25 protein-coding genes are annotated in these 24,890 nt (G+C 43.2%); 23 read left to right on the plus strand and 2 right to left on the minus strand.

The features are described 5' to 3' along the window. Window positions 1-7: 7 nt before the first annotated feature. The 4 genes from cysC to ABG082_RS07595 all read left to right on the plus strand — a co-directional run bounded on the left by cysC (window position 8) and on the right by ABG082_RS07595 (window position 2,731). Entirely contained in the window at window positions 8-601 is a 594-nt protein-coding gene (gene cysC, locus ABG082_RS07580) for an adenylyl-sulfate kinase (protein ID WP_007499696.1), read from the plus strand. Between the two features lie 28 nt (window positions 602-629). Next, on the plus strand, window positions 630-1,385 hold the full coding sequence (gene cobA, locus ABG082_RS07585; protein ID WP_008344909.1) for a uroporphyrinogen-III C-methyltransferase: 756 nt from the start codon (window positions 630-632) through the stop codon (window positions 1,383-1,385). A 76-nt stretch (window positions 1,386-1,461) separates the two neighbouring features. Continuing rightward, a complete protein-coding gene (locus ABG082_RS07590; protein ID WP_268432359.1) occupies window positions 1,462-2,247 on the plus strand; it encodes a sirohydrochlorin chelatase in 786 nt (261 codons plus the stop codon). Beyond that, window positions 2,228-2,731 carry an NAD(P)-dependent oxidoreductase gene (locus tag ABG082_RS07595; protein WP_348936727.1) on the plus strand — a complete coding sequence of 168 codons (504 nt, stop codon included), beginning with the start codon at window positions 2,228-2,230 and terminating at the stop codon, window positions 2,729-2,731. The genes ABG082_RS07590 and ABG082_RS07595 overlap by 20 nt, the downstream gene beginning before the upstream one ends. 31 nt (window positions 2,732-2,762) lie before the next feature. Here ABG082_RS07595 and ABG082_RS07600 read toward each other — a convergent pair whose 3' ends face one another. Continuing rightward, window positions 2,763-4,472, minus strand: coding sequence for an NFACT RNA binding domain-containing protein (locus ABG082_RS07600; protein ID WP_348936728.1), 1,710 nt, complete (start codon window positions 4,470-4,472; stop codon window positions 2,763-2,765). Between the two features lie 165 nt (window positions 4,473-4,637). On the opposite strand from ABG082_RS07600, the gene ABG082_RS07605 reads away from it, so the two are divergent. The 17 genes from ABG082_RS07605 to spoVM all read left to right on the plus strand — a co-directional run bounded on the left by ABG082_RS07605 (window position 4,638) and on the right by spoVM (window position 22,208). Next, complete coding sequence (locus ABG082_RS07605; RefSeq protein WP_342494682.1) at window positions 4,638-7,313, plus strand: calcium-translocating P-type ATPase, SERCA-type; 2,676 nt, start codon at window positions 4,638-4,640, stop codon at window positions 7,311-7,313. Window positions 7,314-7,396: 83 nt separating this feature from the next. After that, on the plus strand, window positions 7,397-8,272 hold the full coding sequence (locus ABG082_RS07610; RefSeq protein ID WP_007499682.1) for a YicC/YloC family endoribonuclease: 876 nt from the start codon (window positions 7,397-7,399) through the stop codon (window positions 8,270-8,272). 76 nt (window positions 8,273-8,348) lie between these two features. Next, window positions 8,349-8,618 carry an extracellular matrix/biofilm regulator RemA gene (remA, locus tag ABG082_RS07615; protein ID WP_008344898.1) on the plus strand — a complete coding sequence of 90 codons (270 nt, stop codon included), beginning with the start codon at window positions 8,349-8,351 and terminating at the stop codon, window positions 8,616-8,618. Between the two features lie 9 nt (window positions 8,619-8,627). After that, window positions 8,628-9,242, plus strand: coding sequence for a guanylate kinase (gene gmk, locus ABG082_RS07620; protein WP_007499680.1), 615 nt, complete (start codon window positions 8,628-8,630; stop codon window positions 9,240-9,242). 3 nt (window positions 9,243-9,245) lie between these two features. After that, window positions 9,246-9,449, plus strand: a complete 204-nt coding sequence (gene rpoZ / locus ABG082_RS07625; protein ID WP_008344896.1) for a DNA-directed RNA polymerase subunit omega — start codon at window positions 9,246-9,248, stop codon at window positions 9,447-9,449. Window positions 9,450-9,564: 115 nt separating this feature from the next. After that, a complete protein-coding gene (gene coaBC, locus ABG082_RS07630; RefSeq protein ID WP_317329121.1) occupies window positions 9,565-10,782 on the plus strand; it encodes a bifunctional phosphopantothenoylcysteine decarboxylase/phosphopantothenate--cysteine ligase CoaBC in 1,218 nt (405 codons plus the stop codon). After that, window positions 10,779-13,187, plus strand: coding sequence for a primosomal protein N' (gene priA / locus ABG082_RS07635; protein ID WP_348936729.1), 2,409 nt, complete (start codon window positions 10,779-10,781; stop codon window positions 13,185-13,187). Before coaBC ends, priA begins: the two co-directional genes overlap by 4 nt. A 15-nt stretch (window positions 13,188-13,202) precedes the next feature. Beyond that, a complete protein-coding gene (gene def, locus ABG082_RS07640; protein ID WP_048002838.1) occupies window positions 13,203-13,685 on the plus strand; it encodes a peptide deformylase in 483 nt (160 codons plus the stop codon). A 5-nt stretch (window positions 13,686-13,690) separates the two neighbouring features. Then, entirely contained in the window at window positions 13,691-14,644 is a 954-nt protein-coding gene (gene fmt, locus ABG082_RS07645; protein WP_017359336.1) for a methionyl-tRNA formyltransferase, read from the plus strand. Continuing rightward, window positions 14,631-15,974 (plus strand): 16S rRNA (cytosine(967)-C(5))-methyltransferase RsmB, encoded by a 1,344-nt coding sequence (gene rsmB / locus ABG082_RS07650; RefSeq protein ID WP_113747338.1) that lies wholly within the window; start codon window positions 14,631-14,633, stop codon window positions 15,972-15,974. The genes fmt and rsmB overlap by 14 nt, the downstream gene beginning before the upstream one ends. Before the next feature lie 3 nt (window positions 15,975-15,977). Continuing rightward, window positions 15,978-17,066, plus strand: a complete 1,089-nt coding sequence (gene rlmN, locus ABG082_RS07655) for a 23S rRNA (adenine(2503)-C(2))-methyltransferase RlmN (protein WP_017367222.1) — start codon at window positions 15,978-15,980, stop codon at window positions 17,064-17,066. 3 nt (window positions 17,067-17,069) lie between these two features. Further along, window positions 17,070-17,840, plus strand: coding sequence for a Stp1/IreP family PP2C-type Ser/Thr phosphatase (locus ABG082_RS07660; protein ID WP_034647887.1), 771 nt, complete (start codon window positions 17,070-17,072; stop codon window positions 17,838-17,840). After that, complete coding sequence (gene pknB, locus ABG082_RS07665) at window positions 17,834-19,789, plus strand: Stk1 family PASTA domain-containing Ser/Thr kinase (protein ID WP_025207318.1); 1,956 nt, start codon at window positions 17,834-17,836, stop codon at window positions 19,787-19,789. The genes ABG082_RS07660 and pknB overlap by 7 nt, the downstream gene beginning before the upstream one ends. A 12-nt stretch (window positions 19,790-19,801) precedes the next feature. Then, window positions 19,802-20,698 carry a ribosome small subunit-dependent GTPase A gene (gene rsgA, locus ABG082_RS07670; RefSeq protein WP_019743292.1) on the plus strand — a complete coding sequence of 299 codons (897 nt, stop codon included), beginning with the start codon at window positions 19,802-19,804 and terminating at the stop codon, window positions 20,696-20,698. A gap of 3 nt (window positions 20,699-20,701) precedes the next feature. After that, window positions 20,702-21,352 carry a ribulose-phosphate 3-epimerase gene (gene rpe, locus ABG082_RS07675; RefSeq protein WP_017367226.1) on the plus strand — a complete coding sequence of 217 codons (651 nt, stop codon included), beginning with the start codon at window positions 20,702-20,704 and terminating at the stop codon, window positions 21,350-21,352. Between the two features lie 59 nt (window positions 21,353-21,411). Next, window positions 21,412-22,056: a thiamine diphosphokinase gene (locus ABG082_RS07680; protein ID WP_017367227.1), complete on the plus strand. Its 645-nt coding sequence runs from the start codon at window positions 21,412-21,414 to the stop codon at window positions 22,054-22,056. Window positions 22,057-22,127: 71 nt separating this feature from the next. Then, entirely contained in the window at window positions 22,128-22,208 is an 81-nt protein-coding gene (gene spoVM / locus ABG082_RS07685) for a stage V sporulation protein SpoVM (RefSeq protein WP_008354550.1), read from the plus strand. Between the two features lie 69 nt (window positions 22,209-22,277). On the opposite strand, the gene rpmB is transcribed toward spoVM, so the two are convergent. After that, window positions 22,278-22,466, minus strand: a complete 189-nt coding sequence (gene rpmB, locus ABG082_RS07690) for a 50S ribosomal protein L28 (protein WP_003212514.1) — start codon at window positions 22,464-22,466, stop codon at window positions 22,278-22,280. 271 nt (window positions 22,467-22,737) lie between these two features. Between rpmB and ABG082_RS07695 the strand changes: the two genes are divergently transcribed. Next, window positions 22,738-23,100: an Asp23/Gls24 family envelope stress response protein gene (locus tag ABG082_RS07695; protein WP_008344871.1), complete on the plus strand. Its 363-nt coding sequence runs from the start codon at window positions 22,738-22,740 to the stop codon at window positions 23,098-23,100. A 15-nt stretch (window positions 23,101-23,115) separates the two neighbouring features. Next, window positions 23,116-24,789, plus strand: a complete 1,674-nt coding sequence (locus tag ABG082_RS07700; protein ID WP_048002836.1) for a DAK2 domain-containing protein — start codon at window positions 23,116-23,118, stop codon at window positions 24,787-24,789. Window positions 24,790-24,890: the final 101 nt, after the last annotated feature.

Genomic DNA, 24,890 nt, shown 5'->3' on the forward strand with positions numbered 1-24,890 from the left:
ATATGACATGAGCAACGAACATATCGTGTGGCATGATTCATCTATTACTAAAAAAGAATATCAACAGAAAAACAACCATACAAGCGGGATCATTTGGCTGACAGGTCTAAGCGGTTCAGGTAAATCGACGATCGCCAACGCAGCGGCTCGAGAGCTGTTTGAACAGGGGTACCAAGTGACAGTCCTTGACGGCGATAACGTACGCCATGGACTCAATAAAGATTTAGGCTTTTCAGATGACGACAGAAAAGAGAACATTCGGCGCATCGGTGAAGTGGCGAAATTATTTGTTGAGCAAGGAACGATTGTCATTACTGCTTTTATTTCACCATTTCAAGAAGACCGCCAAATCGTAAGACAGTTAGTCGAAGACGGAGAATTTCACGAAGTGTTTGTGAAATGTGATCTGAACGTGTGTGAAGAGCGTGATCCAAAGGGATTATATAAAAAAGCAAGAAACGGCGAAATTCCATTTTTCACGGGAATCGATTCACCATACGAAGAGCCAGCTGCGCCTGAGCTCGTTCTAGATACAGGTGAATTATCACGCGAGGAGTCAAAACAGCGGCTTGTTGAATATGTAAAAGGTAAAACGAAATAATCGCCTGATGGCAGGGGGAGAAAGCAAGATGGGGAAAGTATACATTGTTGGTGCCGGACCGGGTGACCCAGACTTAATTACGCTAAAGGCCCATAAGGCAATACAGCAGGCAGATGTCATTTTATATGATCGTCTTGTCAATCAAGAGATTCTTGCCCATGCCAAACCGGAGGCGGAGTTGATCTATTGCGGCAAACTGCCGAATCATCATACGATGAGACAGGAAGCGATTAATGAAGCGCTAGTTGCTTATGCGAAGGAAGGGAACATAGTCGTTCGTCTAAAAGGCGGTGATCCCTTTGTATTTGGCCGTGGCGGTGAAGAAATCGAATGCTTAGCTGAGCATGGTATTCCGTATGAAGTTGTCCCGGGGATTACTTCTGGCATTGCAGCCGCTGCTTATGCAGGCATTCCAGTCACGCACCGAGAATTCAGCTCAAATGTTGCGTTTGTGACAGGGCATTATCAAAAGGATGAACATTTTGAAGAAAAGTGGGAAGCGCTGGCGACGGGGATTGATACCCTTGTCATTTACATGGGCGTCAAAAACGTGGAAAGAGTCCAGCGGCTGCTTTTGAAAAATGGGCGGAACCCTGAAACCCCAGCTGCGTTTATTCACTGGGGAACGACCACAAGGCAAAAGACGACTTGCTGCACGGTGGCGACACTATCTGAAACGGTTGAAAAAGAAGGGATCGAGCATCCGAGTTTAATCGTAGTAGGAGATGTCGTTCACTTTCATCAAAAGTTGAACTGGTTTGAACCAGCACTGATTGAGAAATGAGAACAAAGGTGAAAAGACACGTGTGGACATCGTGTCTTTTCGTCTGAATAAAACTAAGGTTGCAAGGAGGAGTCAAATGAAACAAGCTGTCCTTTATGTTGGGCATGGAAGCAGGGTAAAAGAAGCACAGGATAAAGCCATTTCTTTTATGAAAAGCTGTATGCCGTTAGTGGAAGCAGATATACAAGAAATTTGTTTTTTAGAGTTGACGGACCCTTCAATCGAAGAAGGGTTTGAGACTTGCGTACAAAAAGGAGCAACCCACATTGCGATCGTCCCGCTCCTCCTTTTAACTGCCATGCATGCCAAATCAGATATTCCAGATGAGATTGTGAAAGTACAAAAACGTTTCCCACAAGTGAAAGTGACATATGGAAGACCTATAGGCGTGAACCAAGAAGTCACGAAAGCGGTTATCGCAAGGATTGAAGAAGCTGGATACAAGGGAGAGCGCGCAAAAATTCTCTTAATTGGCCGTGGAAGCTCTGATCCAGATGTAAAGCGGGATGTGTTTGGCATTGCAGATGATGTCCGAAGCATGCTGCCTTGTGCAGAGGTTTTTCCGTGTTTTATTACAGCGTGTGAACCGAATTATCGTGACGTCTTAGCACAGTTAACAGTAGATGACGATACGCCTGTCTATCTCGTGCCTTATCTTTTATTTACAGGCATTTTAATGAAAGAGATTGAGAATGAAGCGAATCAGGCGAGAGAGCGGCTGCGAGATGTCCGTGTCTGCCGGTATATTGGGTTTCATCCCCATGTAAAAGCAGCTTATATTGAACGTGTGCAGGAAACGATCTTAAACAAAGAGGATGCGTTTCGTTTTCAAGGAGAAAGCCATGCTTCCAGTTCATCTTGATCTAAACAATAAACACGTGCTAATTGCCGGCGGTGGAAGGATTGCGGCTAGAAGGACGAGTGCGCTATGCATGGAGCCATGCAGCATAACCATTGTGAGCCCTGACATTTGTGATGAAATGGCGAATCTTATTGAGACATATCAGCTGACTTGGAAGAAAAAGAAAGTTGATGCGGAAGATGTAAAGGATGCATTTTTGATTGTCGCTGCTACAGACGATCCTTCAGTAAACGAGTGGATGACGCAATCAGCGCTTCCTCATCAGCTCGTCAACTGTGTGAGCCAGTCAGAGCTTGGCAATGTGATTGTGCCAAAGGTTGTGAGGGCAGGAAAAGTGACAATCTCTGTATCTACGAGTGGTGCAAGCCCAGCCCGCACTAAACAGCTGGCTGCGGCCATTGAGACCTTGCTTGAACAAGAGGACGTAGATGCACTGGATGAGCTCTATATAGAAAGGAAAAAACGACAAAGAAAGAGCCGATAAAATCTCATCTAAAGATTTAATCGGCTCTTTTTTATTTTCTCAGCTTTAGGACAACATCCTCATCAGGCGTCACAAATAATGTTTGCTGCTGATCATACGTGACAAAGCCCGGTTTTGCTCCGTTTGGTTTTTTCACATGCCGGATTTTCGTATAATCGACAGGGACGGAGCTTGATTCTTTTGCCTTCGAGAAGTAGGCAGCAATTTGTGCCGCTTCAAGCAAGGTTTGTTCATCAGGCGCTTGGTGACGAATGACGACATGTGATCCAGGAATATCCTTTGTGTGCAGCCAAATGTCATCACGAGCTGCCGCCTTTGTGGTCAAATATTCGTTTTGCTTGTTGTTTTTTCCAACGAGAATCGGAACACCTTGAGAAGATTCATATGCTTCAAGCTGAATGGCCGATGGCTTTTTCTTTTTGGCGTTGCGTTTTTGTTTGGGACGCAAATATTTTCCTTCCACCAGTTCTTCTCTTATTTCCTCTAAATCTTTTGGTGAGGCAGAGGACAGCTGCTGGATCAGCTCATCAAAATAAACAATTTCTTCATGTGTTCGCTTGATTTGTTCATTTACGGCCTCTACTGCATTTTTTGCCTTTTGGTATTTTGTAAAATACGCTTGTGCATTTTCAGAAGGGGTTTTGTTTGTTTTGAGCGGGATCGTGATCTCTCCGCCTTCTTCATCATAATAATTGATGACAGTCGCTTCTTTATCCCCTTTTTTAATTGCATATATATTGGCAGTAAGCAATTCACCATAAAGCTGGTACTTATGCGCATTTTGAGATTCTTCAAGCGTTCTTTTTAGTTTTTTTAGCTTGTTTTCATTTTTCTTTTTTTCATTCACAACAAAACGTTCAAGATCAGCCGCCTGCTGTTTGACTCTGTCTCTTTCAGCTTTTCCGAAATAAAAGCGGTCAAGCAGCTCGCTTAGAGAATCAAATGTCTTCATGTCACCATGGACGTGCTGAAGTTCTAATAAATAAAAATACTCTTTCCCATCTTTTCTCGTGAGCTGAGGGGTAAAAGAATGCGCCTGTATGAGCTGGAACATCTCGAGTAATGTACTTGGAATCGTTTCCTGATTGGCAAGACCGGCCCTGTGGACAGCTTCCTTAGCAAACAGCGGAGAAACCCCGGAGAATGTATCGACAATTTGATTGGCGATTTTCCCTTCTTGAAAACGTAAATGCTTTAAAATATCTTCCTTCGTCACGTCAAAAGGATTCAGCTTTTGCTGTGCCGGCGGCAGAAGATATTGATGTCCGGGCAGCACCGTTCGATAGCTGTTCACAGATGGAGAAAGATGTTTCAGTCCGTCAATGATCTGCTCCGTTTCGTCCTCCACGAGAATTAAGTTGCTGTGCCTGCCCATAATTTCAATATACAGCTTACGGGTTTGTTCATCGCCAATTTCATTTCGGCTTCGCACGTGCAGCACGATCACCCGATCTAACCCAATTTGTTCAAAACGTTCAATGAACCCACCCTCAAGATGTTTTCTGAGAAGCATACAAAACATTGGCGGTTCGCTCGGATTATCATCATGGTGCTCAGTGAGCTGTACCCTTGCATAGCTCGGGTGAGCGGATAAAAGAAGCTTATGATTCTTCCCCTTTGACCGGATATGAAAAATCAGCTCATGCTTGTATGGCTGATGTATTTTCGAAATTCTTCCGCCAGTTAATGTTTCTTGCAATTCATTTGTCATACCGTATGTAAAAATGCCGTCAAATGACATGTTGGATACACCCTCTTCTTTCACACAAATCTACTGAAAGAACCTTACGTTTTCTCGTTCTTTAGGCAGTCTTATTATTATAGCATGATTTAGGACGAGTCTGAATAAACTGGCTTATAGAACACTGCATAAGAGAGAGAACAAAAGAGGAGTGGACGAGGTCAAATGAATTGGCATGAACTGAACCAAACCGATTTATTAAAAACAATGAATACATCGATAGGTGACGGACTGTCAGAAAAAGATGTGCAAAAGCGGCTTGAAAAACATGGGCCAAATGAATTGCAGGAAGGGAAAAAGGCGTCGGCGTTCGTTATTTTTTTAGCGCAATTTAAAGACTTTATGGTGTTAATCCTGCTTGCGGCAACGATTATTTCTGCCTTTTTAGGTGAATACATTGATGCTGTGGCGATTGTGGCGATTGTGCTAATAAATGGTGTGCTTGGCTTTTATCAGGAACGCCGTGCGGAAAAGTCCCTCCAAGCACTAAAGGAATTATCAACGCCGCATGTCTATGCAAGGAGAAACAATGAATGGGTCAAGATCCCGTCCAAGCACCTCGTGCCGGGAGATATTGTGAAGTTTTCAAGTGGGGATCGAATTGGGGCAGATATCAGATTACTAGAAACAAAGAGTTTGGAAATCGAAGAATCTGCCCTCACCGGAGAGTCCATCCCAGCAGTCAAACATGCGAGTCCGCTCTCGCAAGATCATGTCTCGCTTGGAGATTTGACGAACATGGCCTTTATGGGAACGCTTGTCACAAGAGGAAGCGGTGTAGGGGTTGTCATTGGTACAGGGATGAATACGGCGATGGGACAAATTGCCGGTATGCTGGATTCAGCAGGTAATATGGAAACACCGCTACAAAGACGCCTTGAGCAGCTGGGGAAAATTTTAATTGTTGCTGCATTATTTTTAACTGTGCTTGTGGTTGTTCTTGGTGTGGTGCAAGGTCATGATTTGTATCATATGTTCTTAGCGGGTGTATCTCTCGCTGTTGCTGCGATTCCAGAAGGACTGCCGGCGATCGTCACTGTCGCACTTTCCCTAGGTGTGCAGCGGATGATTAAACAAAAATCCATTGTCAGAAAGCTGCCGGCCGTGGAAACACTCGGCTGCGCCTCGATTATTTGCTCAGATAAAACAGGCACAATGACACAAAATAAAATGACAGTGACACATGTATGGGCAGAGGGGAAAACGTGGAATATTTCTGGCACTGGGTACGAGCCGTCAGGTGATTTTACCTTAAACGGAGAACTTGTCCACGTAGACAAACATCCAAGCCTGCAAAAGGTGCTATTATACGGAGCACTTTGTAATACATCGACCATCGTTGAAAAAGACGGAGAGATGAGACTTGATGGCGATCCGACAGAAGGAGCACTTCTAACCGCTGCGCGTAAAGCGGGTTTTACAGAGCAATTCATCGAAGCGGGATTTCGTGTGGTGGAGGAATTCCCTTTTGACTCTGAAAGAAAAATGATGTCAGTCGTCGTGGAAACGAATCAGAAGGAGCGGTATGTCATTGCCAAAGGGGCGCCAGATGTGCTGATGAACCGTTCAAGTCATATGATGCACGGCGGACGCACCGCCTCATTTTCAAAGGCCCACCGGCAAGAAACAGAAGCTGCCATTCAAGGTTTAGCAAGACAAGCGCTTAGAACCATTGCGATTGCATATAAAAAAGTAAGCCTGACAGAAAAAATCACCTCTGTTCAGCAGGCGGAAACTGGCCTCACATTTATCGGTCTAGAGGGCATGATTGATCCACCTCGTCCTGAAGTGAGACGAGCGATTAAAGAATGCCGGGATGCTGGCATTAAAACAGTGATGATTACAGGCGATCACGTAGAAACGGCTAAAGCGATCGCTAAAGATTTAAGTCTCTTACCGAAGCAAGGAAAGGTGCTTGATGGAAAAGCTCTGGATCAGCTAAGCGACAAAGAGCTGGAGCAAACAGCAGAAGATGTGTACGTCTTTGCCCGTGTATCACCTGAGCATAAACTGAGAATTGTGAAGGCCTATCAAAAAAATGGCCATATTGTCGCGATGACAGGTGATGGGGTGAATGATGCGCCAGCGATTAAACAGGCGGATATCGGCATATCCATGGGGATTACCGGAACAGACGTTGCCAAAGAAGCTTCTTCTCTTATTTTGCTTGATGACAACTTTGCGACCATTAAATCCGCTATTAAAGAGGGCCGGAATATTTATGAAAACATTCGCAAATTTGTCCGCTATTTGCTGGCATCGAATGTGGGAGAGATTTTGGTCATGCTGTTTGCGATGCTTCTTGCGCTTCCATTGCCTCTCGTTCCAATTCAAATTTTGTGGGTAAACCTTGTCACAGACGGCTTGCCGGCTATGGCACTTGGAATGGATAAACCAGAAGGCGATGTCATGAAGAGAAAGCCGCGGAACATGAAAGAGGGGATTTTTGCAAGAGGGCTTGGCTGGAAGGTCGTATCAAGAGGGTTTCTGATCGGGATTGCCACTTTGTTAGCCTTTATGTTTGTGTATCACCGTGATCCGAACAATCTTCAATATGCGCAGACGGTTGCATTCAGCACACTCGTTTTGGCGCAGCTCATTCATGTGTTTGACTGCCGCAGTGAACGGTCTATTTTTGAACGCAATCCATTCGGGAATATGTACTTGATCGGCGCCGTTGTGTCTTCCCTGCTGCTGATGCTTGTGGTCATTTATTATCCGCCGCTTCAGCCGATTTTCAAAACGGTGGCGGTCGCACCAGTTGATTGGCTTCTGATCATCGGTATGTCTGCATTGCCAACTTTTTTACTGGCGGGATCACTTTTGACAAGAAAAAAATAATTGGTTATGGTATAATTTTGAGGTAATAGTGTCTGCTATTACCTTTTTCATTTTATTAATATGAAAGAATTGGGTGTTTTCACATGATACGCAGTATGACGGGATTCGGCCAAGCGAGTAAAACGGATGGAGAACTGACAGTGTCAGTTGAGCTAAAATCGGTCAATCACCGTTTTAAAGAGGTTCATGCCCGTTTGCCGAGGCCGCTTTTATATTTCGAAGATACATTAAAAAAAATTATTCTTCGTCACGTGCAGCGCGGTCGAATTGAGCTGTTTGTTACGATTGAAGGCGGTAAACTTGCAAGCCGGTCTTTACAGATTGACTGGCCGCTGCTTGATGAATATATGAAAGCCGCAAAAGACCTTGAGGACCGCTATCATATTTCAGGTATTCAGCATGCACATGACTTACTGAAGCTGGAACAGGCTGTTCAGGTGGAAGAGTCAGTCAGCCGTAATGAGCAGCTGGAGCATTTGCTGATAGACACTTGTGAAGAAGCTGTCAAGGAGCTTTGCTTTATGAGAGAGCAGGAGGGAACATCACTTCAAAAAGACTGTGAACTCAGGCTGTCTGAACTTGAGGCATTTACAGAAGAAATCAAAGTGTTTGCACCAGAGGTTGTGAGTCAGTACAAAGAACGATTGAATCAAAGATTGCAAGAATGGATCGGAGAGGCGCTTGAAGAGAGCAGACTGACCACAGAGGCGGCCATCTTTGCTGATCGCTGTGACATTACAGAAGAGATTACCAGGCTGAAAAGTCATTTTCAGCAGTTCCAGCAAATTTTGACGCAAGGTGGCGCTGCCGGACGAAAGCTTGACTTTCTTGTACAGGAGCTCAACCGTGAAGTGAACACGATTGGATCAAAAGCAAACCATCACCATTTAACAAAGCTGGTGGTTGAAATGAAAAGCGCTATTGAAAAAATAAAAGAACAAGTGCAAAATATAGAATAGTCATTGTGTATGCTGTTTACAGTGCGTCTCTTTCGGCGAGACTAGAGACGTTTATATTACAGGGGGACGTTAGAAGATGACCATAAAGTTGATCAATATCGGATTTGGAAACATCATTTCAGCGAATCGGATGATTTCGATCGTCAGTCCGGAATCAGCACCGATTAAACGAATGATACAAGACGCAAGAGATCGAGGCATGCTCATTGATGCGACATACGGAAGAAGAACCCGTGCTGTTGTCATTATGGACAGTGACCATGTCATCTTATCTGCCGTTCAGCCTGAGACTGTCGCGCAAAGACTTTCTGTAAAAGAAGAAATCATAGATGAAGGGCAGGGGTAATACGCCATTATGAAAGAAAGAGGACTTTTAATCGTTCTCTCTGGACCTTCGGGAGTTGGAAAAGGAACGGTCAGACAAGCCATTTTCTCCCAGGAAGATACGAAATTTGAATACTCTATTTCTGTGACAACCCGCAAACCGCGTGAAGGTGAAAGAAATGGTGTTGATTATTTCTTTAAAACCAGGGAAGAATTTGAACATATGATTGAAAACAAAAAGCTGTTAGAATGGGCAGAATATGTCGGGAATTACTACGGCACGCCTGTTGACTATGTAGAACAAACATTGAGCGAAGGAAAAGATGTTTTCCTTGAAATCGAAGTGCAAGGTGCACTTCAAGTAAGAGAAGCATTCCCGGAAGGTCTCTTTATTTTCCTTGCGCCGCCAAGTCTTTCAGAACTTCAAAACCGCATTATTACACGCGGGACAGAATCTGAGGATCTCATCCGTAACCGAATGGCTGCTGCAAAAGAAGAAATTGAAATGATGGATGCTTATGACTATGTCGTTGAAAACGACGATGTCGAGCTTGCATGTGAAAGAATTAAAGCGATCGTCCTTGCAGAGCACCTGCGAAGAGACAGAGTCGCACCAAGATATAAAAAAATGCTGGGGGTAGAATAAACCATGTTAGATCCTTCAATTGACTCATTGATGAACAAACTTGACTCAAAATATACACTTGTCACAGTGTCTGCACGCCGTGCGCGTGAAATGCAAATCCATCAAGATCAACAAATCGAAAACACAAAATCCTACAAATTTGTAGGGAAAGCTCTTGAAGAAATCGATGCTGGTCTTTTGACATTTGAAAAAGAAGAGCAAGAATAACATCGCTTCTGCCATGCAGATACGATACGTTCAAAAAAGTCAAAACTATGATTGGTTTTGACTTTTTTGAATTGTAGACGAATTTGTGAAAAAGGCCGTTAAGGGGGACAAACAAATGTTACAGTCAAAAAATATTTTGCTCGGCGTCAGCGGAGGAATCGCCGTATATAAAGCAGCTGCACTCACTAGTAAACTCGTACAGGCAGGCGCAAACGTAAGAGTGATTATGACAGAATCTGCCCGTGAGTTTGTGTCTCCGCTCACCTTTCAAGCCCTATCTCGGCATGAGGTGTATGTGGATACATTTAAAGAAAACAATCCAAAAGTCATTGCGCATATTGATGTAGCTGACTGGGCCGATCTCATTCTTGTTGCCCCTGCAACAGCACATACCATTGGTAAAATGGCCGCAGGACTTGCTGATGATATGCTCACAACGACCTTGCTTGCTTCAACAGCTCCTGTATGGGTTGCACCGGCTATGAATGTGCACATGTATGATCATCCAGCTGTCAAGCGGAACATCCGCACTTTATATGAAGACGGCTACCGGTTTATAGAGCCAAGTGAAGGCTATTTAGCATGCGGCTACATTGGAAAAGGACGCTTAGAGGAGCCTGAAAAAATTGTTGAACACATTCGTGCGTTTTTTGATGAGCCAACCAGCTTGCCGCTTTCAGGTAAAAAAGTCGTGGTCACAGCTGGCCCTACACGAGAAGTGATCGACCCTGTTCGTTTTCTTTCAAATCGATCTTCTGGGAAAATGGGCTATGCCATTGCACAAGCTGCCGAGCAAATGGGGGCTGATGTCACGCTCATTTCAGGACCTGTTTCGTTGACTGCGCCTGAGCATGTGGATGTGGTGCAAGTGGAATCGGCTGAGGAGATGTATCAAGCAGCGTTAGATGTATACGAGACAGCAGATATAGTGATTAAATCAGCAGCTGTTGCCGATTATACGCCTGTCACGACGTATTCTCATAAAATGAAAAAACAAGACGGTGCACTAGCGGTTGAATTTAAGCGAACGAAAGATATTTTAAAAGAGCTTGGGAAAAGAAAAGAACATCAGGTGCTAGTCGGCTTTGCAGCTGAGACGCAGGATGTAGAATACTATGCGAAAAAGAAAATCGAATCCAAGCATTTAGATATGATTGTCGCGAACAATGTTGCAGCAGAGGGCGCAGGCTTTGGCACAGATACGAATGTTGCAGCATTGATCAAAGCAGACGGAACAAAAAAAGAGCTGCCAATGATGAGCAAAAAAGACCTTGCCTTTGAAATCTTACAGGAGGCAAAGCAGCTGCTGCCAAAAGAGCGTGATCGAGCATGATTGCTGAAGTGATCGTCGATGTCACAACGAAAGCCATTGACAGGCCATTTGACTATCGTGTGCCAGACCGCTTTAAAGGCCTTGTCAAGGCTGGTATGAGGGTAGTAGTTCCTTTTGGCCCAAGGAAGATTCAAGGGTTTGTGACAAAAATCAAAGAAGAAACAGACGTACAGTCAGGAAACATCAAGGACATTGTCGATTTATTTGATTTATCTCCTGTTCTGACAGATGAGCTATTGGAGCTTTCCCACTGGCTGACGGAAAAAACATTGTCCTATCATATTACGGCGCTTCAATCGATGCTCCCAGCAGCGATGAAAGCCAAATATGAAAAAGAAATTCAGGTGTTATCAGCTGAGGAACTTCCGCAGTCATTGAAAGAGCTTTTCGGTCAGCAAGAGAGCATCCTTTACGCTGACATTCCGCTTGAACAGCTGAAGCCTATTCAAAAGCATGTCCAAAAAGGCCATCTAGAAGTCAGATATCACGTCTCGCAAAAATCCGGAAAGAAAAAGGTGCGGACACTTCAGACAGCTGTTTCAAAAGAAAAACTTGAAGAAAAGCAGGAACAGTTAAAGAAAAATGCGGTGAAACAGAAGGCGCTGCTTGCTTTTTTACTTCAATCGAATGAAACGACGTTTTTAGCAAAAGATTTGCAGCAGCAAACAGGTGCTAGTTCTCAAACGATAAAAGCCTTGATTCAAGAAGGTCTGTTAACAGAAAGCTATGAAGAGATTTATCGAGACCCTTATCGGGATAGGGAGTTTACACCATCTACTCCTCTTGATCTCACAACAGAGCAAGCAGAAGCGGCAAAACCCATTCATCAAGCAGTGAGCGATGACAAACATGAAACGTTTTTACTGCACGGAGTCACAGGAAGCGGTAAAACCGAAATTTATTTACAGACGATTGATCATGTCCTCCAAAAGGGAAAAGAAGCGATCGTCCTAGTTCCTGAAATTTCATTAACGCCTCAAATGGTCCAGCGTTTTAAAGAGCGCTTCGGGTCCAATGTGGCTGTCCTTCATAGCGGCTTATCGACTGGGGAAAAATACGATGAATGGCGGAAAATCCACCGCAAGGAAGTCAAGCTTGTCGTTGGCGCAAGATCGGCTGTTTTTGCCCCGTTTGAGAATCTAGGAATGATCATTATAGATGAAGAACACGAATCGTCATATAAACAAGAAGAAATGCCTCGGTATCATGCGAAAGATGTGGCCATTGAACGAGCAGGGCGGCACCAATGTCCGGTTGTATTAGGCAGTGCAACGCCTTCACTTGAGTCATATGCGCGTGCGAAAAAGGGTGTGTATACACTGCTGACGCTCAAACGGCGAGTCAATCAGCAGCAGCTGCCGCACGTTTCGTTAATTGATATGAGAGAAGAATTAAGAACCGGCAACCGCTCCATGTTCTCAGAAGAATTAATGCTCAGGTTAAAAGAAGTACTTGAAAGGAAAGAACAGGCTGTTTTATTTCTAAATAAAAGAGGCTATTCATCCTTTGTGATGTGCCGTGATTGCGGATATGTGGAACAATGTCCACATTGTGAGATTTCTCTCACTTATCACCGCTTTCAAAAACGGCTGAAGTGCCATTACTGCGGTCACGAAGCTCCTGTACCTGCAGAATGTCCAGAATGCCATAGTGAGCATATTCGCTATTTTGGTACAGGCACGCAGCGTGTGGAAGAAGAGCTGACGAAGGTATTGCCAGAAGCAAGGGTCATCCGAATGGATGTAGATACAACCTCTCGGAAAGGCGCGCACGAAAAGCTTCTCACGTCCTTTGGTAATAAAGAAGCGGACATTCTGCTTGGGACGCAAATGATTGCAAAAGGATTAGACTTCCCAGATGTTACACTTGTCGGTGTCCTTAGTGCGGATACGTCTCTTCACATCCCTGATTTTCGTTCAAGTGAAAAAACGTTTCAGCTTCTTACACAAGTAAGCGGACGGGCGGGACGTCATGAAAAAGCGGGGTCAGTCATTATTCAATCATATACACCTTCGCATTATAGTATTGAATTAACCAAACAGCATGATTATGAAGCCTTTTATGAGCAGGAGATGTTGCACCGTCGTCATCAGTCCTATCCGCCATTTTATTTTTTGGCGATGGTGACTGTATCACATGAAGAAGTGACAAAGGCAGCGCATGTCACAGACAAAATTGTTCAGTTCCTGAAAATGAATTGTGCACCGAATACAAGGATTCTCGGTCCTGCTGCTTCTCCGATCGCTAAGATCAAAGATAGATATCGATATCAATGCGTGATAAAATACAAAAGGGAAAATGAACTGGCAAGTTTATTACGGAAAATACAAGATCATTATCAAAAAGAAATGGAACAAAAACAGTTGATGATATCAATCGATATGAATCCATATATGATGATGTAAAACGGAGGTCTTTTCGTGGCAATCAAACCGATAGTCTTACATCCTGCAGACGTGCTTGAACAACAAACAGAGCTTGTTGATACATTCGATAAAAAACTGAAAAAACTGCTGGATGATATGTATGATACAATGCTTGAACTAGATGGAGTCGGCCTAGCCGCACCACAAATCGGCATCTCAAAAAGAATCGCCGTGGTCGATATCGGAGAAGATTCTGGGAGGATTGACTTAGTAAATCCTGAGATTCTTCATGTGGAAGGGAGCCAGACAGACATTGAAGGCTGCCTGAGCTTTCCATCTTTATACGGAACGGTTGAAAGACCAAATTATGTGAAGGTGAAAGCCTTTGATAAGAAAGGCAAACCATTTACAATAGAAGCAGAAGGATTTTTAGCAAGAGCTTTATTGCATGAAATTGATCACTTAGACGGCGTATTATTCACGTCGAAGATCATTCAAACCTATACAGAAAAAGAACTTGCGGAAATGGAAGGGTGAAGAAAATGGCACGTATCGTATTTATGGGAACCCCTGATTTCTCAGTACCTGTGCTGCAAACACTTATAACAGAAGGATACGAAGTGGTAGGGGTCGTCACACAGCCAGATCGCCCGAAAGGCAGAAAACGAGTGCTCACGCCGCCTCCTGTAAAAGTAGAAGCCTTAAAACACGGCATTCCAGTTTTACAGCCTGAAAAGGTACGTCTTGATGAAGAAATTGATAAAGTGCTTGCGTTAAAGCCAGATTTAATCGTAACAGCAGCATTCGGACAAATCTTGCCAAAAAGATTACTTGATGAACCTGAATTTGGCTGTATCAACGTTCATGCCTCACTGCTGCCAGAACTAAGAGGCGGTGCACCGATCCATTATGCGATCCTGCAAGGCAAAAAGAAAACAGGCGTGACGATCATGTATATGGTAGAAAAGCTTGATGCAGGTGACATGATTAGCAAAGTAGAAGTAGAAATTGATGAATTAGACAACGTCGGAACACTGCACGATAAATTAAGTGTGGCTGGTGCGGCGTTATTAAAAGACACAGTTCCAAATGTGTTAAGCAGGTCTATCTCGCCAATTCCGCAAAATGAAGAGGCAGCAACGTATGCACCAAATATTAAACGGGAGCAGGAAAGGTTAGATTGGACCAAGCCAGGAGAAGAGCTTTACAACCAAGTTCGCGGCTTAAATCCATGGCCAGTTGCCTATACTGAATGGAACGGTGCTAACTTAAAAGTATGGGAAGCGAAAAAAGTCCCGCTTCAAGCACCAGAAGAACCTGGGAAAGTGATTGAGCTTCAAAAAGAAGGACCAGTCGTTGGAACAGGAAATCAGCAAGGCCTTTTATTAACGAGTGTACAGCCCGCTGGAAAGAAAAAAATGAGCGGTGAAGACTTTTTAAGAGGCGCAAATATCGAAATTGGACAGAAATTAGGGTTAATCAATGAAGAAAAGTAATGTGAGAGAAGTAGCGCTAGACGCTTTAATCAAACTCGAACAAAATCAAGCCTACAGTAACTTGCTTTTGCAGTCAGTGATGAAAGAGAAAGAACTTTCCGATCAAGACAAACCGCTATTAACAGAACTTGTATACGGTACACTGCAAAACAAGCTGGCACTTGATTATATGCTCACACCCTTTGTGAAAAAACCGCAAAAGGTGGCTCCGTGGGTCATGCAGCTTTTGCGTATGTCTCTTTATCAGATGGTTTATCTTGAAAAAATTCCAGATCGTGCAGCCATCCATGAAGCAGTGGAACTAACGAAAAAGCGCGGACATAAAGGCATTTCTTCACTAGTCAACGGCGTTCTTCGTTCTGTGCAAAGAGAAGGCGTGCCAGCATTTGATGCGATCAAAGATCCGGTAAAAAGGCTTTCGATAGAGACAAGCCATCCATTGTGGCTCGTACAAGAATGGGTGGAGGCGTACGGTTTTGAAGCAGCAGAAAGCATGTGCCGTATTCATTTAGTCCCGCCAAAGCAGACATTGCGTGTCAATCGAATGAAAAAAGACCGCACTGCACTGCAGCAAGAACTCATGGATGCAGGAATTGAAACAGAGCTCGGCGACTTATCTGAGGATGCACTCAAACTCATGAAAGGATCTATCGTATCCACTCCTTTCTTTCAAGAGGGCTTTGTCACGATCCAAGATGAAAGCTCCATGCTTGTCGCAAGAGCGCTGGACCCTCAGCCGGGAGAAATGGTGCTTGATGCCTGTGCCGCTCCTGGTGGTAAATCAACACATATCGCAGAGCGAATGAACGATGAGGGGAACATTGTGTCTCTTGATTTACATGAGCACAAAGTAAAACTGATTAAACAGGCAGCAAAGCGTCTGAACTTAACGCATATTGAGGCAAAAGCGCTTGATGCAAGAAAAGCATCCGACCATTATGATGATGCTTCGTTTGACCGTATTCTCATTGATGCACCATGTTCAGGTTTTGGCGTCATCAGACGAAAACCAGATATGAAATATACAAAGTCCTCGGAAGACTCAGCAAGACTTGCGACAATTCAGCAATCGATCTTGCATGAAGCAGCCCAGCTGCTAAAGCCAGGCGGAACCCTTGTATACAGTACATGTACAATGGATCCAACAGAAAATCAACAAGTGATTCATGCGTTTTTACAAGAACACCAAGACTTCGAACCCGATCTATCTCTTAATGAACGGCTGCCTGAGCAGGTTGCTCCGTTTGTTCAAAACGGAAGTGTACAAATTCTTCCTCATTATTTCGGAACAGATGGTTTCTTTATTTGCAGCATGAGAAAGAAGGGATAAAAAATGACAGAACAAAAACAAAAAGTAAGAAAAGAACTGAAAACAGATATGCCGTCGATCTACTCATTTGAGCTAAACGAAATCAAAGAATGGTTAAAGGAACAAGGCGAAAAGCCTTTCCGTGCAACACAAATTTTTGAGTGGCTTTATGAAAAACGCGTCACATCCTTTGATGAAATGTCTAACCTTTCAAAGGAATTAAGAGAAAAATTAAAAGATCAATTCGCCATCACGACTTTAAAAACAGTGATCAAACAAACATCTCAAGATGGAACGATCAAGTTCTTATTTGAATTACACGATGGCTATACCATTGAAACCGTGCTGATGCGCCACGAATACGGCAACTCTGTCTGCGTCACAACACAGGTTGGCTGCCGGATTGGTTGTACATTCTGTGCATCTACACTTGGCGGTTTGAAACGTAACCTTGAGGCGGGAGAAATTGTGGCCCAAGTATTGAAAGTACAACAGGCGCTTGATGAAACAGATGAACGCGTCAGCTCAGTTGTCATCATGGGAATTGGCGAACCGTTTGATAACTTTGATGAGATGCTTGCATTCCTTAAGATCATTAACCATGATAACGGCTTAAATATTGGAGCACGTCATATTACCGTTTCGACGAGCGGGATCATTCCAAAGATTTATCAATTTGCTGATGAGCAAATGCAAATCAACTTTGCTGTCTCCCTGCACGCACCAAATACTGACATTCGAAGCCGCCTCATGCCAATCAATAAGGCATACAAGCTGCCAAAATTAATGGAAGCTATTGAATACTACATTCAAAAAACAGGCAGACGCGTGAGCTTTGAATACGGTCTGTTTGGCGGAGTCAATGATCAAGTCCATCACGCAGAAGAACTTGCTGATTTATTAAAAGGAATCAAATGCCATGTAAACCTCATCCCGGTGAACTATGTACCAGAAAGAGATTACGTGAGAACACCAAGAGAACAAATCTTCCTATTTGAAAAAACGCTGAAAGAACGAGGCGTAAACGTAACGATTAGACGAGAGCAAGGCCATGATATTGATGCTGCTTGCGGTCAGCTAAGAGCGAAGGAGCGTCAGGAAGAGACGAGGTGACGAATGTTGATAAGGGCAGCCTTTCAAACCGATACAGGAAAAGTCCGTCAGCATAATGAAGATGATGCAGGTATTTTTGAAGCAAAAGAAGACACACTTCTAGCTGTTGTAGCAGATGGAATGGGAGGTCATCTTGCTGGTGATGTAGCCAGCAAGATGGCAGTTTCTTCTTTAAAAGAATACTGGCAGGAAACATCTTCAATTCCAAATAAACCAGCCGATCAAGAGAATTGGTTAATCTCAAAAATTAGCGACATTAATGACCAAGTATACGAACATGCGAAAAACAATGAGGAGTGCCAAGGAATGGGGACGACCATCGTTTGTGCGCTCGTTCATTTGCAAACGGTCACAATTGCCCATATTGGTGACAGCCGCTGCTACTTGCTAAGAGAAGGAGCACTGACCCAATTAACAGATGATCACTCACTAGTGAATGAGTTAGTGAAAACAGGAGAGATTTCAAAAGCGGATGCAGAATATCATCCAAGAAAAAATGTGCTGACCAAAGCGTTAGGAACGGATAAACACGTTCAAATTGATGCACGAACTTTTGAAGTGGATCCAGGAGATCAAATTTTGCTTTGCTCAGACGGGTTATCGAATAAAGTAGAAGAAGAGCATTTGATTCAGATTTTATCGCAAACAACCGCACCAGATGAAAAAGTAACAGAGTTAGTTCAAACAGCGAATGACAACGGCGGTGAAGATAACATTACAGCAGTACTGTTAGAAATCTCCTCCCAAACAGAGGAGGGTGACAGCAAGTGTTGATCGGAAAAAGGATCAGCGGCCGTTATCAAATTCTTCGCGCCATAGGCGGAGGCGGAATGGCCAACGTTTATTTGGCGGAGGATATGATTTTAGATCGCGAAGTGGCGATTAAAATTTTACGGTTTGACTTTGCAAGCGATGATGATTTTATTAGACGGTTCCGGCGAGAAGCGCAATCAGCAGCCAGCTTAGATCATCCGAATATTGTCAGTATCTACGATGTAGGGGAAGAAGATGACATTTATTATATTGTCATGGAATATGTCGAGGGGATGACGCTGAAGGAATACATACACGCCAATGGACCACTTCATCCAAAAGAAGCCGTTCGCATCATGGAGCAAGTCGTTGCGGCGATGGAAGAAGCCCATGCGAAACAGCTCGTCCATAGAGATATTAAGCCTCACAATATATTAATAGACAACTTGGGGAATATCAAAGTCACTGATTTTGGCATTGCCATGGCACTTAGCTCAGCGACCATTACCCATACGAATTCTGTTCTTGGCTCCGTGCATTATTTGTCCCCAGAGCAAGCGCGCGGCGGTCTTGCAACGAAAAAGTCAGACATTTATTCACTTGGTATTGTTCTTTATGAGCTGATTTCAGGACGCATGCCATTTGAAGGAGAATCCGCTGTCAGTGTCGCACTGAAGCATTTGCAATCAGAGCCGCCATCTGTGAGAAGGTGGAATCCTTCTGTACCACAAAGCGTGGAGAACATCATTTTAAAAGCGATGGCTAAAGATCCATTCTATCGATACGAAGATGCATCTGAAATGCAAAAAGACTTAAAAACGGCTTTTGACCCTGCAAGACTAAAAGAAAAGCGCTTTGTCATTGAAGAAGATCATGAAGCAACAAAAGCCATTCCTATTATAAAAGATCATCAAGTCGATCAAGACAATGAAAAAACAGCCGTCCACCCGGTTCAAAAACCAAAGAAAAAAGAGAAGCAAAAGCCGAAGAAAAAACGGAAAAAATGGCCGTGGATTGTAGCGTCGATCTTATTTGTTTTGACGGCTGCGACCATTTTAGCGATCACGGTATTCCCAGGATTACTCTTTCCAAAGGATGTAGAGGTGACCGATGTTTCTGGCATGACGGTTGAAAAAGCGGAAGACACCTTGAAGAAAGCGGGATTTACCGTCGCTTCTGAACCCATTGATATTGCCGACGAGAAGATTGAAAAAGGGCTGGTTGTCAAAACAGACCCGAAAATCGGAACTAAGGTAAAAGAAGGGACAGAAATTCAGCTTTATCAAAGTACAGGTAAAGAAAAAACCGAATTACCTGATGTAACAGGTGAAAAGGTCGAGAAAGCAAAAGAACTATTAGAGAAAAAAGGGTTTAAACAGGTTGTTGTAGAGGAAGTGAATGATAATGACACAGAATCAGGCATTGTCATGGAACAGAAACCTTCCGCGAATACAGAACTTGTCGCAGCAGATGAAGAAGTCACATTGACCGTCAGTATAGGCCCTGCCGATATTACCTTACGGGATTTAACGACGTATAGTAAACAGGCCGCATCAAATTATCTAGAGGATAATGGACTAAAGCTAGATGAAAAAGAAGCATATTCTGATGATGTGCCGAAAGGTGAGGTCATGAAGCAGGAACCGGGAGCGGGGACAGCTGTTAAACCTGGTGATACGGTTAAAATTACGTTCTCTCTTGGACCAAAAGAGAAACCGGCCAAAACGGTGACTGAAAAGATTGCGATCCCGTATGAACCAGAAACAGAAGGACAAGAAATGAATGTTCAAATATCTATTGATGACGCAGAACATAGCATTTCTGATTTATATGAAACCTTTAAAATCACTGCGCCCACTGAGCGAACGATTAAATTTAAGATAGAACCTGGTCAAAAAGGATACTATCAGGTGACAGTGGATGATAAAGTAGTGAGCTCCAAAACGATTGAATACCCTGATGATGAATAAAGGAGGGACTTTATGCCTGAGGGCAAAATTATTAAAGCATTAAGCGGATTTTATTATGTGCTAGATGAGTCTCTAGAAAGTGGCAAAGTAATTCAGTGTAGAGCGAGAGGGATTTTTCGTAAAAACAAAATAACCCCTCTTGTTGGAGATTATGTCGTCTATCAAGCAGATAACGATAAGGAAGGCTATTTGCTGGAAGTAAAAGAGCGGACAAATGAGCTGATTCGGCCGCCTATTAGCAACGTTGATCAAGCGGTGCTCGTTTTCTCAGCAGCAGAGCCGACCTTTAGTACATCGCTTTTAGACAGATTCCTAGTGCTTGTTGAAGAGAGCCAGATTGAACCGATTATCTGCATCACAAAAATGGACTTGCTGAAAACAGACCAAGAGCGAGAAACGATTCAAGCCTATGCAGAAGACTATCGCCAAATTGGATACGACGTTCATTTAACATCGACGATCGAAGGGGATGGAATTGAAAAACTGACCCCGCATTTCCATCACAAGATTACTGTATTTGCAGGTCAATCAGGTGTAGGGAAGTCTTCTCTCTTAAATGCGATGAGTCCTGATTTAGCACTGAAAACAAATGATATTTCCTCCCATCTTGGCAGGGGGAAACATACAACAAGACATGTGGAACTCATTCGAACGGCTGAAGGGCTCATTGCTGATACACCAGGATTCAGCTCACTTGAATTTACAGGCATCGAAGCGGAAGATTTAGGGCTCTATTTCTTAGAAATCAGAGAGAAGAGTGCAGAATGTAAATTTAGAGGCTGTTTGCACGTAAAAGAACCTGGATGTGCGGTAAAAGAGGCAGTAGAACACGATCGCATCAGAGAGTATCGCTATCAGCATTATTTAGAGTTTTTAACTGAAATTAAAGACAGAAAGCCGAGGTACTAAATCATGGTTTATATTGCCCCATCCATTTTATCAGCCGATTTTGCCAATCTGGAGAAAGATATCCGTGATGTGGAACAAGGTGGTGCGGATTATATTCATATTGATGTGATGGACGGTCATTTTGTACCGAATATGACATTTGGACCAAATGTAGTGGAGGCGATCAGGCCGCATACAAAGCTGCCGCTCGATGTTCACTTAATGATTGAGCAGCCAGACCAGTATATCCCTGCATTTGCAAAAGCGGGCGCTGATATTATTTCTGTTCATGTCGAGGCGTGTCCACACTTACATCGCACAATTCAGCATATAAAAGAACAAGGTGTCAAAGCAGGGGTCGTTTTGAACCCGCACACACCCGTTTCTCAAATCGCGCATGTATTAGAGGATGTTGACCTAGTCTTATTCATGACGGTGAACCCTGGTTTTGGCGGACAGGCGTTTATTCCTTCTGTTCTCTCAAAGGTAAAAGAAGTAAAGACACTTAGTGAACAAAAGGGCTTAACCGATTTACTCATTGAAATAGATGGCGGTGTCAATGTAGAGACAGCAAAGAGCTGCAAAGAAGCAGGCGCTAATCTACTTGTTGCCGGCTCAGCGGTATATGGGAAAGACGACCGCGCGGCGGCCATTCAGGCCATTCGAGAAGCATAAGAAAAAGAACCAAAGTCATTGTGATCTTTGGTTCTTTTTCAATGGAGAGGAGCGTAATCATGCACATACATATCGTAGCCGGCGGTCCTTTTGCGTACATCCCGCCGCTTGATCATGAAGCATCTGAGGAGGACATTCTCTGGGTCGGCGTAGATCGGGGAACCCTTTTCTTACTAGAGCATGGCATTGTACCTGACAGAGCATTTGGTGATTTTGATAGTGTGACAGAAGAGGAGCTTCATGAACTGAAAAAGAAATTGCCTGCACTCAATCTATTTCAGGCAGAGAAAGATGAAACGGATTTAGAACTTGCGCTGAACTGGTCTTTGCGTCAGAATCCAGCACATATTCAAATTTACGGTATCACAGGCGGAAGAGCAGATCATTTTCTTGGGAATATCCATCTCCTTTATAAAGGCATTCAGCACAAACAGAGCATGACCCTTGTAGACAAACAAAATATCATTCAAATGTTTGGACCTGGTACATACGAAATCAAACAAGACCCGGATAAAAAATATGTGTCGTTTTTGCCCTTCGGTACATCGGTTGAAAAGCTGACATTAAAAGGTTTCAAATATCCTCTGAAAAATTGTCATATTGAGCCTGGTTCCACACTATGTATTAGTAACGAACTCATCCACTCAAATGGTACTTTTTCTTTTCATGAAGGCATATTAATAATGGTAAGAAGCAAAGATTGACCAACCTATCAATGTGGATGGCTGATTAAGCTCAATTGTGCTGCAAGCGGTACTTTTAGGAGGGGGACAAAATGAAATTTTATACAATCAAACTGCCTAGATTTCTTGGCGGCATTGTCCGTGCGATGCTTGGTTCATTTAAGAAAGATTAATGAGTATTCTCCTTTATTTCCACATAAAAACGCCTGCTACAGTTAAATGTAGCAGGCGTTTACTCTTGCTTATACACGCTCAACTTTACCAGATTTCAAAGCTCGAGCTGATACATATACTCTTTTAGGCTTACCGTCCACTAGAATACGAACTTTTTGAAGGTTCGCGCCCCATGTACGTTTTGTAGAGTTCATTGCGTGAGAACGGTTGTTCCCAGCTTTTGTTTTTCTGCCTGTAATAACGCATTTACGTGCCATTTGTTTCCCTCCTAACTGCGAAAACATCATCATATTCTTCATATACGTACTTAGAGATGCCTCAAGATACTTTAATAATTTACCACAGCTTCAAGGGGTTTGCAAGGATTGTTTACTCCTCTTTCAAGAAAAATACCTTGACATCTTGATAAAAAATCAAGGCTATAGTATAAGTAGGATTGGGTCGGATTGAATGATTTCTTTTAAAAAGAAGGGTCTTATAGTAAAATAGTGATAACTCAGGGCAATTTCTCAAAAAGGGGGAACCAATGTGTCCATTGAACTTAGAACGAAATACGGACAAATTGATATATCAAATGAAGTCATTGCAATGGTGGCAGGAGGCGCTGCGATCGATTGCTATGGTATTGTTGGCATGGCGTCCAAAAATCAAATAAAGGACGGCTTGACGGATATTCTCCGCAAAGAGAACTTCAGCCGGGGTGTTCTTGTGCGTCAAAAAGAAGATCGCATTCATATTGATATGTACATCATCGTCAGCTACGGTACAAAAATATCAGAAGTCGCACATAATGTTCAAACGAAAGTCAAATATACGATTCATCACACGATTGGACTTTCAGTTGACTCAGTCAACATTTATGTACAAGGAGTAAAAGTTACGAACCCGTAGTAAGGAGGAAATATATTGTCTATTAGAAATCTGGGTGGCCGCTCATTTGCAAAAATGATTCTTGCAGGTGCTCACCATCTTTCTCAAAACGCACAAATTGTTGATGCGTTAAATGTTTTTCCAGTGCCAGACGGAGACACGGGGACAAATATGAATTTGTCAATGACTTCAGGGGCAAAAGCAGTTGAAGAAACAAATACCGATCACATTGGTAAGGTCGGGGTGGCTCTGTCAAAAGGGCTGTTAATGGGGGCACGAGGAAACTCAGGTGTGATCCTGTCTCAGCTCTTCAGAGGTTTCAGCAAAAATATAGAACAAAAAGAAACAATTGACGCAAAAGAATTTGCGCTTGCCTTGCAGGCCGGTGTTGATACAGCATATAAAGCCGTCATGAAACCGATTGAAGGAACCATCTTAACGGTTGCAAAAGACGCAGCAAAGAAAGCGGTTGCTGTTTCAACAACAGAAGACCAAATCGATCGTGTGCTTGAATTAACGATTGAGGAAGCAAGAGCATCACTTGACCGCACGCCAGATCTCCTTCCTGTTTTAAAAGAAGTCGGCGTTGTAGATAGCGGCGGTAAAGGACTTCTTTGTGTATATGAAGGTTTCCTTGCTTCATTAAGAGGAGAAGAGCTTCCTCCTAAAACGGCCTCTTTGCCAACATTAAAAGAATTAGTGAGTGCAGAGCATCATAAAAGTGCACAAAGCCATATGAACACAGAAGATATTGAATTTGGCTATTGTACAGAATTTATGGTGAAATTCGAAGAAGACAAACAGTCCTTTGACGAAAATGCCTTCAGAGAAGAATTAAGCGAATTCGGAGATTCACTTCTTGTGGTATCTGATGATACGCTTGCAAAAGTTCATATTCATGCAGAGCAGCCAGGAGATGTCTTATCATATGCACAGCGCTACGGCAGCTTGATTAATATGAAAATTGAAAACATGAGAGAGCAGCATAGCTCAATCGTCAATGAAGAAAAAGATCATTCGCCTGCTGCACCAAAAGCAACAGCTGCTGAAAAACAGCGCTTTGGAGTAGTGAGTGTCGCAATGGGAGAAGGGATTGCTGACTTGTTTAAAAGTATCGGAGCATCTGTCGTCATTGAAGGCGGACAGACAATGAATCCGAGCACAGAAGACATTGTCAAAGCAATTGATAGCATTCATGCCGAAACCGTCTTTATCTTACCTAATAATTCTAATATTGTCATGGCAGCTAAACAGGCGGCAACTGTCTCAAGTCGTGAGGTCGTTGTTATTCCGACAAAGACCGTTCCTCAAGGAATGTCGGCACTTCTTTCTCTCAATGAAGCAGCTTCGAATGAAGACAATGAAGCAGCGATGTTAGAAGCGATTGATCATGTGAAAAGCGGCCAAATTACCTTTGCGGTAAGAGATACCCAAATTGATGGGATCGACATTGCCAAAGGCGATTATATGGGCCTATACAATGGAAAAATCACCTTAACAGCTAAAAATCAATTAGATGCAGCAAAAGAGCTTTTGACCCAAATGGTGACAGAAGATGATGAGATTGTCACAATCATCAAAGGGGAAGATGCATCATCTGATGAGATGGAAGCTTTAGAAGCATATATTGAAGACACATTTGAAGATGTAGAAGTTGAAGTCCACGATGGAAAACAGCCGCTTTATTCATATATTTTGGCTGTTGAATAAAGAAAGAAGGGCATATGAAGCCCTTCTTCTTCTTTTGCATTTTTTTACTATGTGTTCATTCGTGAAATGAGTTGCGGGAATCGAATGAATCCATTAGTCTA

Source organism: Bacillus sp. BS1807G30 (assembly GCF_040047675.1).
In the GTDB taxonomy this organism is placed as follows: Bacteria; Bacillota; Bacilli; order Bacillales; family Bacillaceae; genus Bacillus; species Bacillus altitudinis.

What these genes read in the sequence shown, in the direction of transcription:
- gmk (WP_007499680.1), top strand. Translation starts at nt 8,628, where the DNA reads ATGAAAGAAAGAGGACTTTTAATCGTTCTCTCTGGACCTTCGGGAGTT.
- rpoZ (WP_008344896.1), top strand. Translation starts at nt 9,246, where the DNA reads ATGTTAGATCCTTCAATTGACTCATTGATGAACAAACTTGACTCAAAA.
- rpe (WP_017367226.1), top strand. Translation starts at nt 20,702, where the DNA reads ATGGTTTATATTGCCCCATCCATTTTATCAGCCGATTTTGCCAATCTG.
- rsmB (WP_113747338.1), top strand. Translation starts at nt 14,631, where the DNA reads ATGAAGAAAAGTAATGTGAGAGAAGTAGCGCTAGACGCTTTAATCAAA.
- fmt (WP_017359336.1), top strand. Translation starts at nt 13,691, where the DNA reads ATGGCACGTATCGTATTTATGGGAACCCCTGATTTCTCAGTACCTGTG.
- ABG082_RS07605 (WP_342494682.1), top strand. Translation starts at nt 4,638, where the DNA reads ATGAATTGGCATGAACTGAACCAAACCGATTTATTAAAAACAATGAAT.
- coaBC (WP_317329121.1), top strand. Translation starts at nt 9,565, where the DNA reads ATGTTACAGTCAAAAAATATTTTGCTCGGCGTCAGCGGAGGAATCGCC.
- ABG082_RS07600 (WP_348936728.1), bottom strand. Translation starts at nt 4,472, where the DNA reads ATGTCATTTGACGGCATTTTTACATACGGTATGACAAATGAATTGCAA.
- rsgA (WP_019743292.1), top strand. Translation starts at nt 19,802, where the DNA reads ATGCCTGAGGGCAAAATTATTAAAGCATTAAGCGGATTTTATTATGTG.
- ABG082_RS07660 (WP_034647887.1), top strand. Translation starts at nt 17,070, where the DNA reads ATGTTGATAAGGGCAGCCTTTCAAACCGATACAGGAAAAGTCCGTCAG.
- rlmN (WP_017367222.1), top strand. Translation starts at nt 15,978, where the DNA reads ATGACAGAACAAAAACAAAAAGTAAGAAAAGAACTGAAAACAGATATG.
- spoVM (WP_008354550.1), top strand. Translation starts at nt 22,128, where the DNA reads ATGAAATTTTATACAATCAAACTGCCTAGATTTCTTGGCGGCATTGTC.
- remA (WP_008344898.1), top strand. Translation starts at nt 8,349, where the DNA reads ATGACCATAAAGTTGATCAATATCGGATTTGGAAACATCATTTCAGCG.
- ABG082_RS07595 (WP_348936727.1), top strand. Translation starts at nt 2,228, where the DNA reads ATGCTTCCAGTTCATCTTGATCTAAACAATAAACACGTGCTAATTGCC.
- priA (WP_348936729.1), top strand. Translation starts at nt 10,779, where the DNA reads ATGATTGCTGAAGTGATCGTCGATGTCACAACGAAAGCCATTGACAGG.
- cobA (WP_008344909.1), top strand. Translation starts at nt 630, where the DNA reads ATGGGGAAAGTATACATTGTTGGTGCCGGACCGGGTGACCCAGACTTA.
- cysC (WP_007499696.1), top strand. Translation starts at nt 8, where the DNA reads ATGAGCAACGAACATATCGTGTGGCATGATTCATCTATTACTAAAAAA.
- ABG082_RS07590 (WP_268432359.1), top strand. Translation starts at nt 1,462, where the DNA reads ATGAAACAAGCTGTCCTTTATGTTGGGCATGGAAGCAGGGTAAAAGAA.
- rpmB (WP_003212514.1), bottom strand. Translation starts at nt 22,466, where the DNA reads ATGGCACGTAAATGCGTTATTACAGGCAGAAAAACAAAAGCTGGGAAC.
- ABG082_RS07680 (WP_017367227.1), top strand. Translation starts at nt 21,412, where the DNA reads ATGCACATACATATCGTAGCCGGCGGTCCTTTTGCGTACATCCCGCCG.
- ABG082_RS07610 (WP_007499682.1), top strand. Translation starts at nt 7,397, where the DNA reads ATGATACGCAGTATGACGGGATTCGGCCAAGCGAGTAAAACGGATGGA.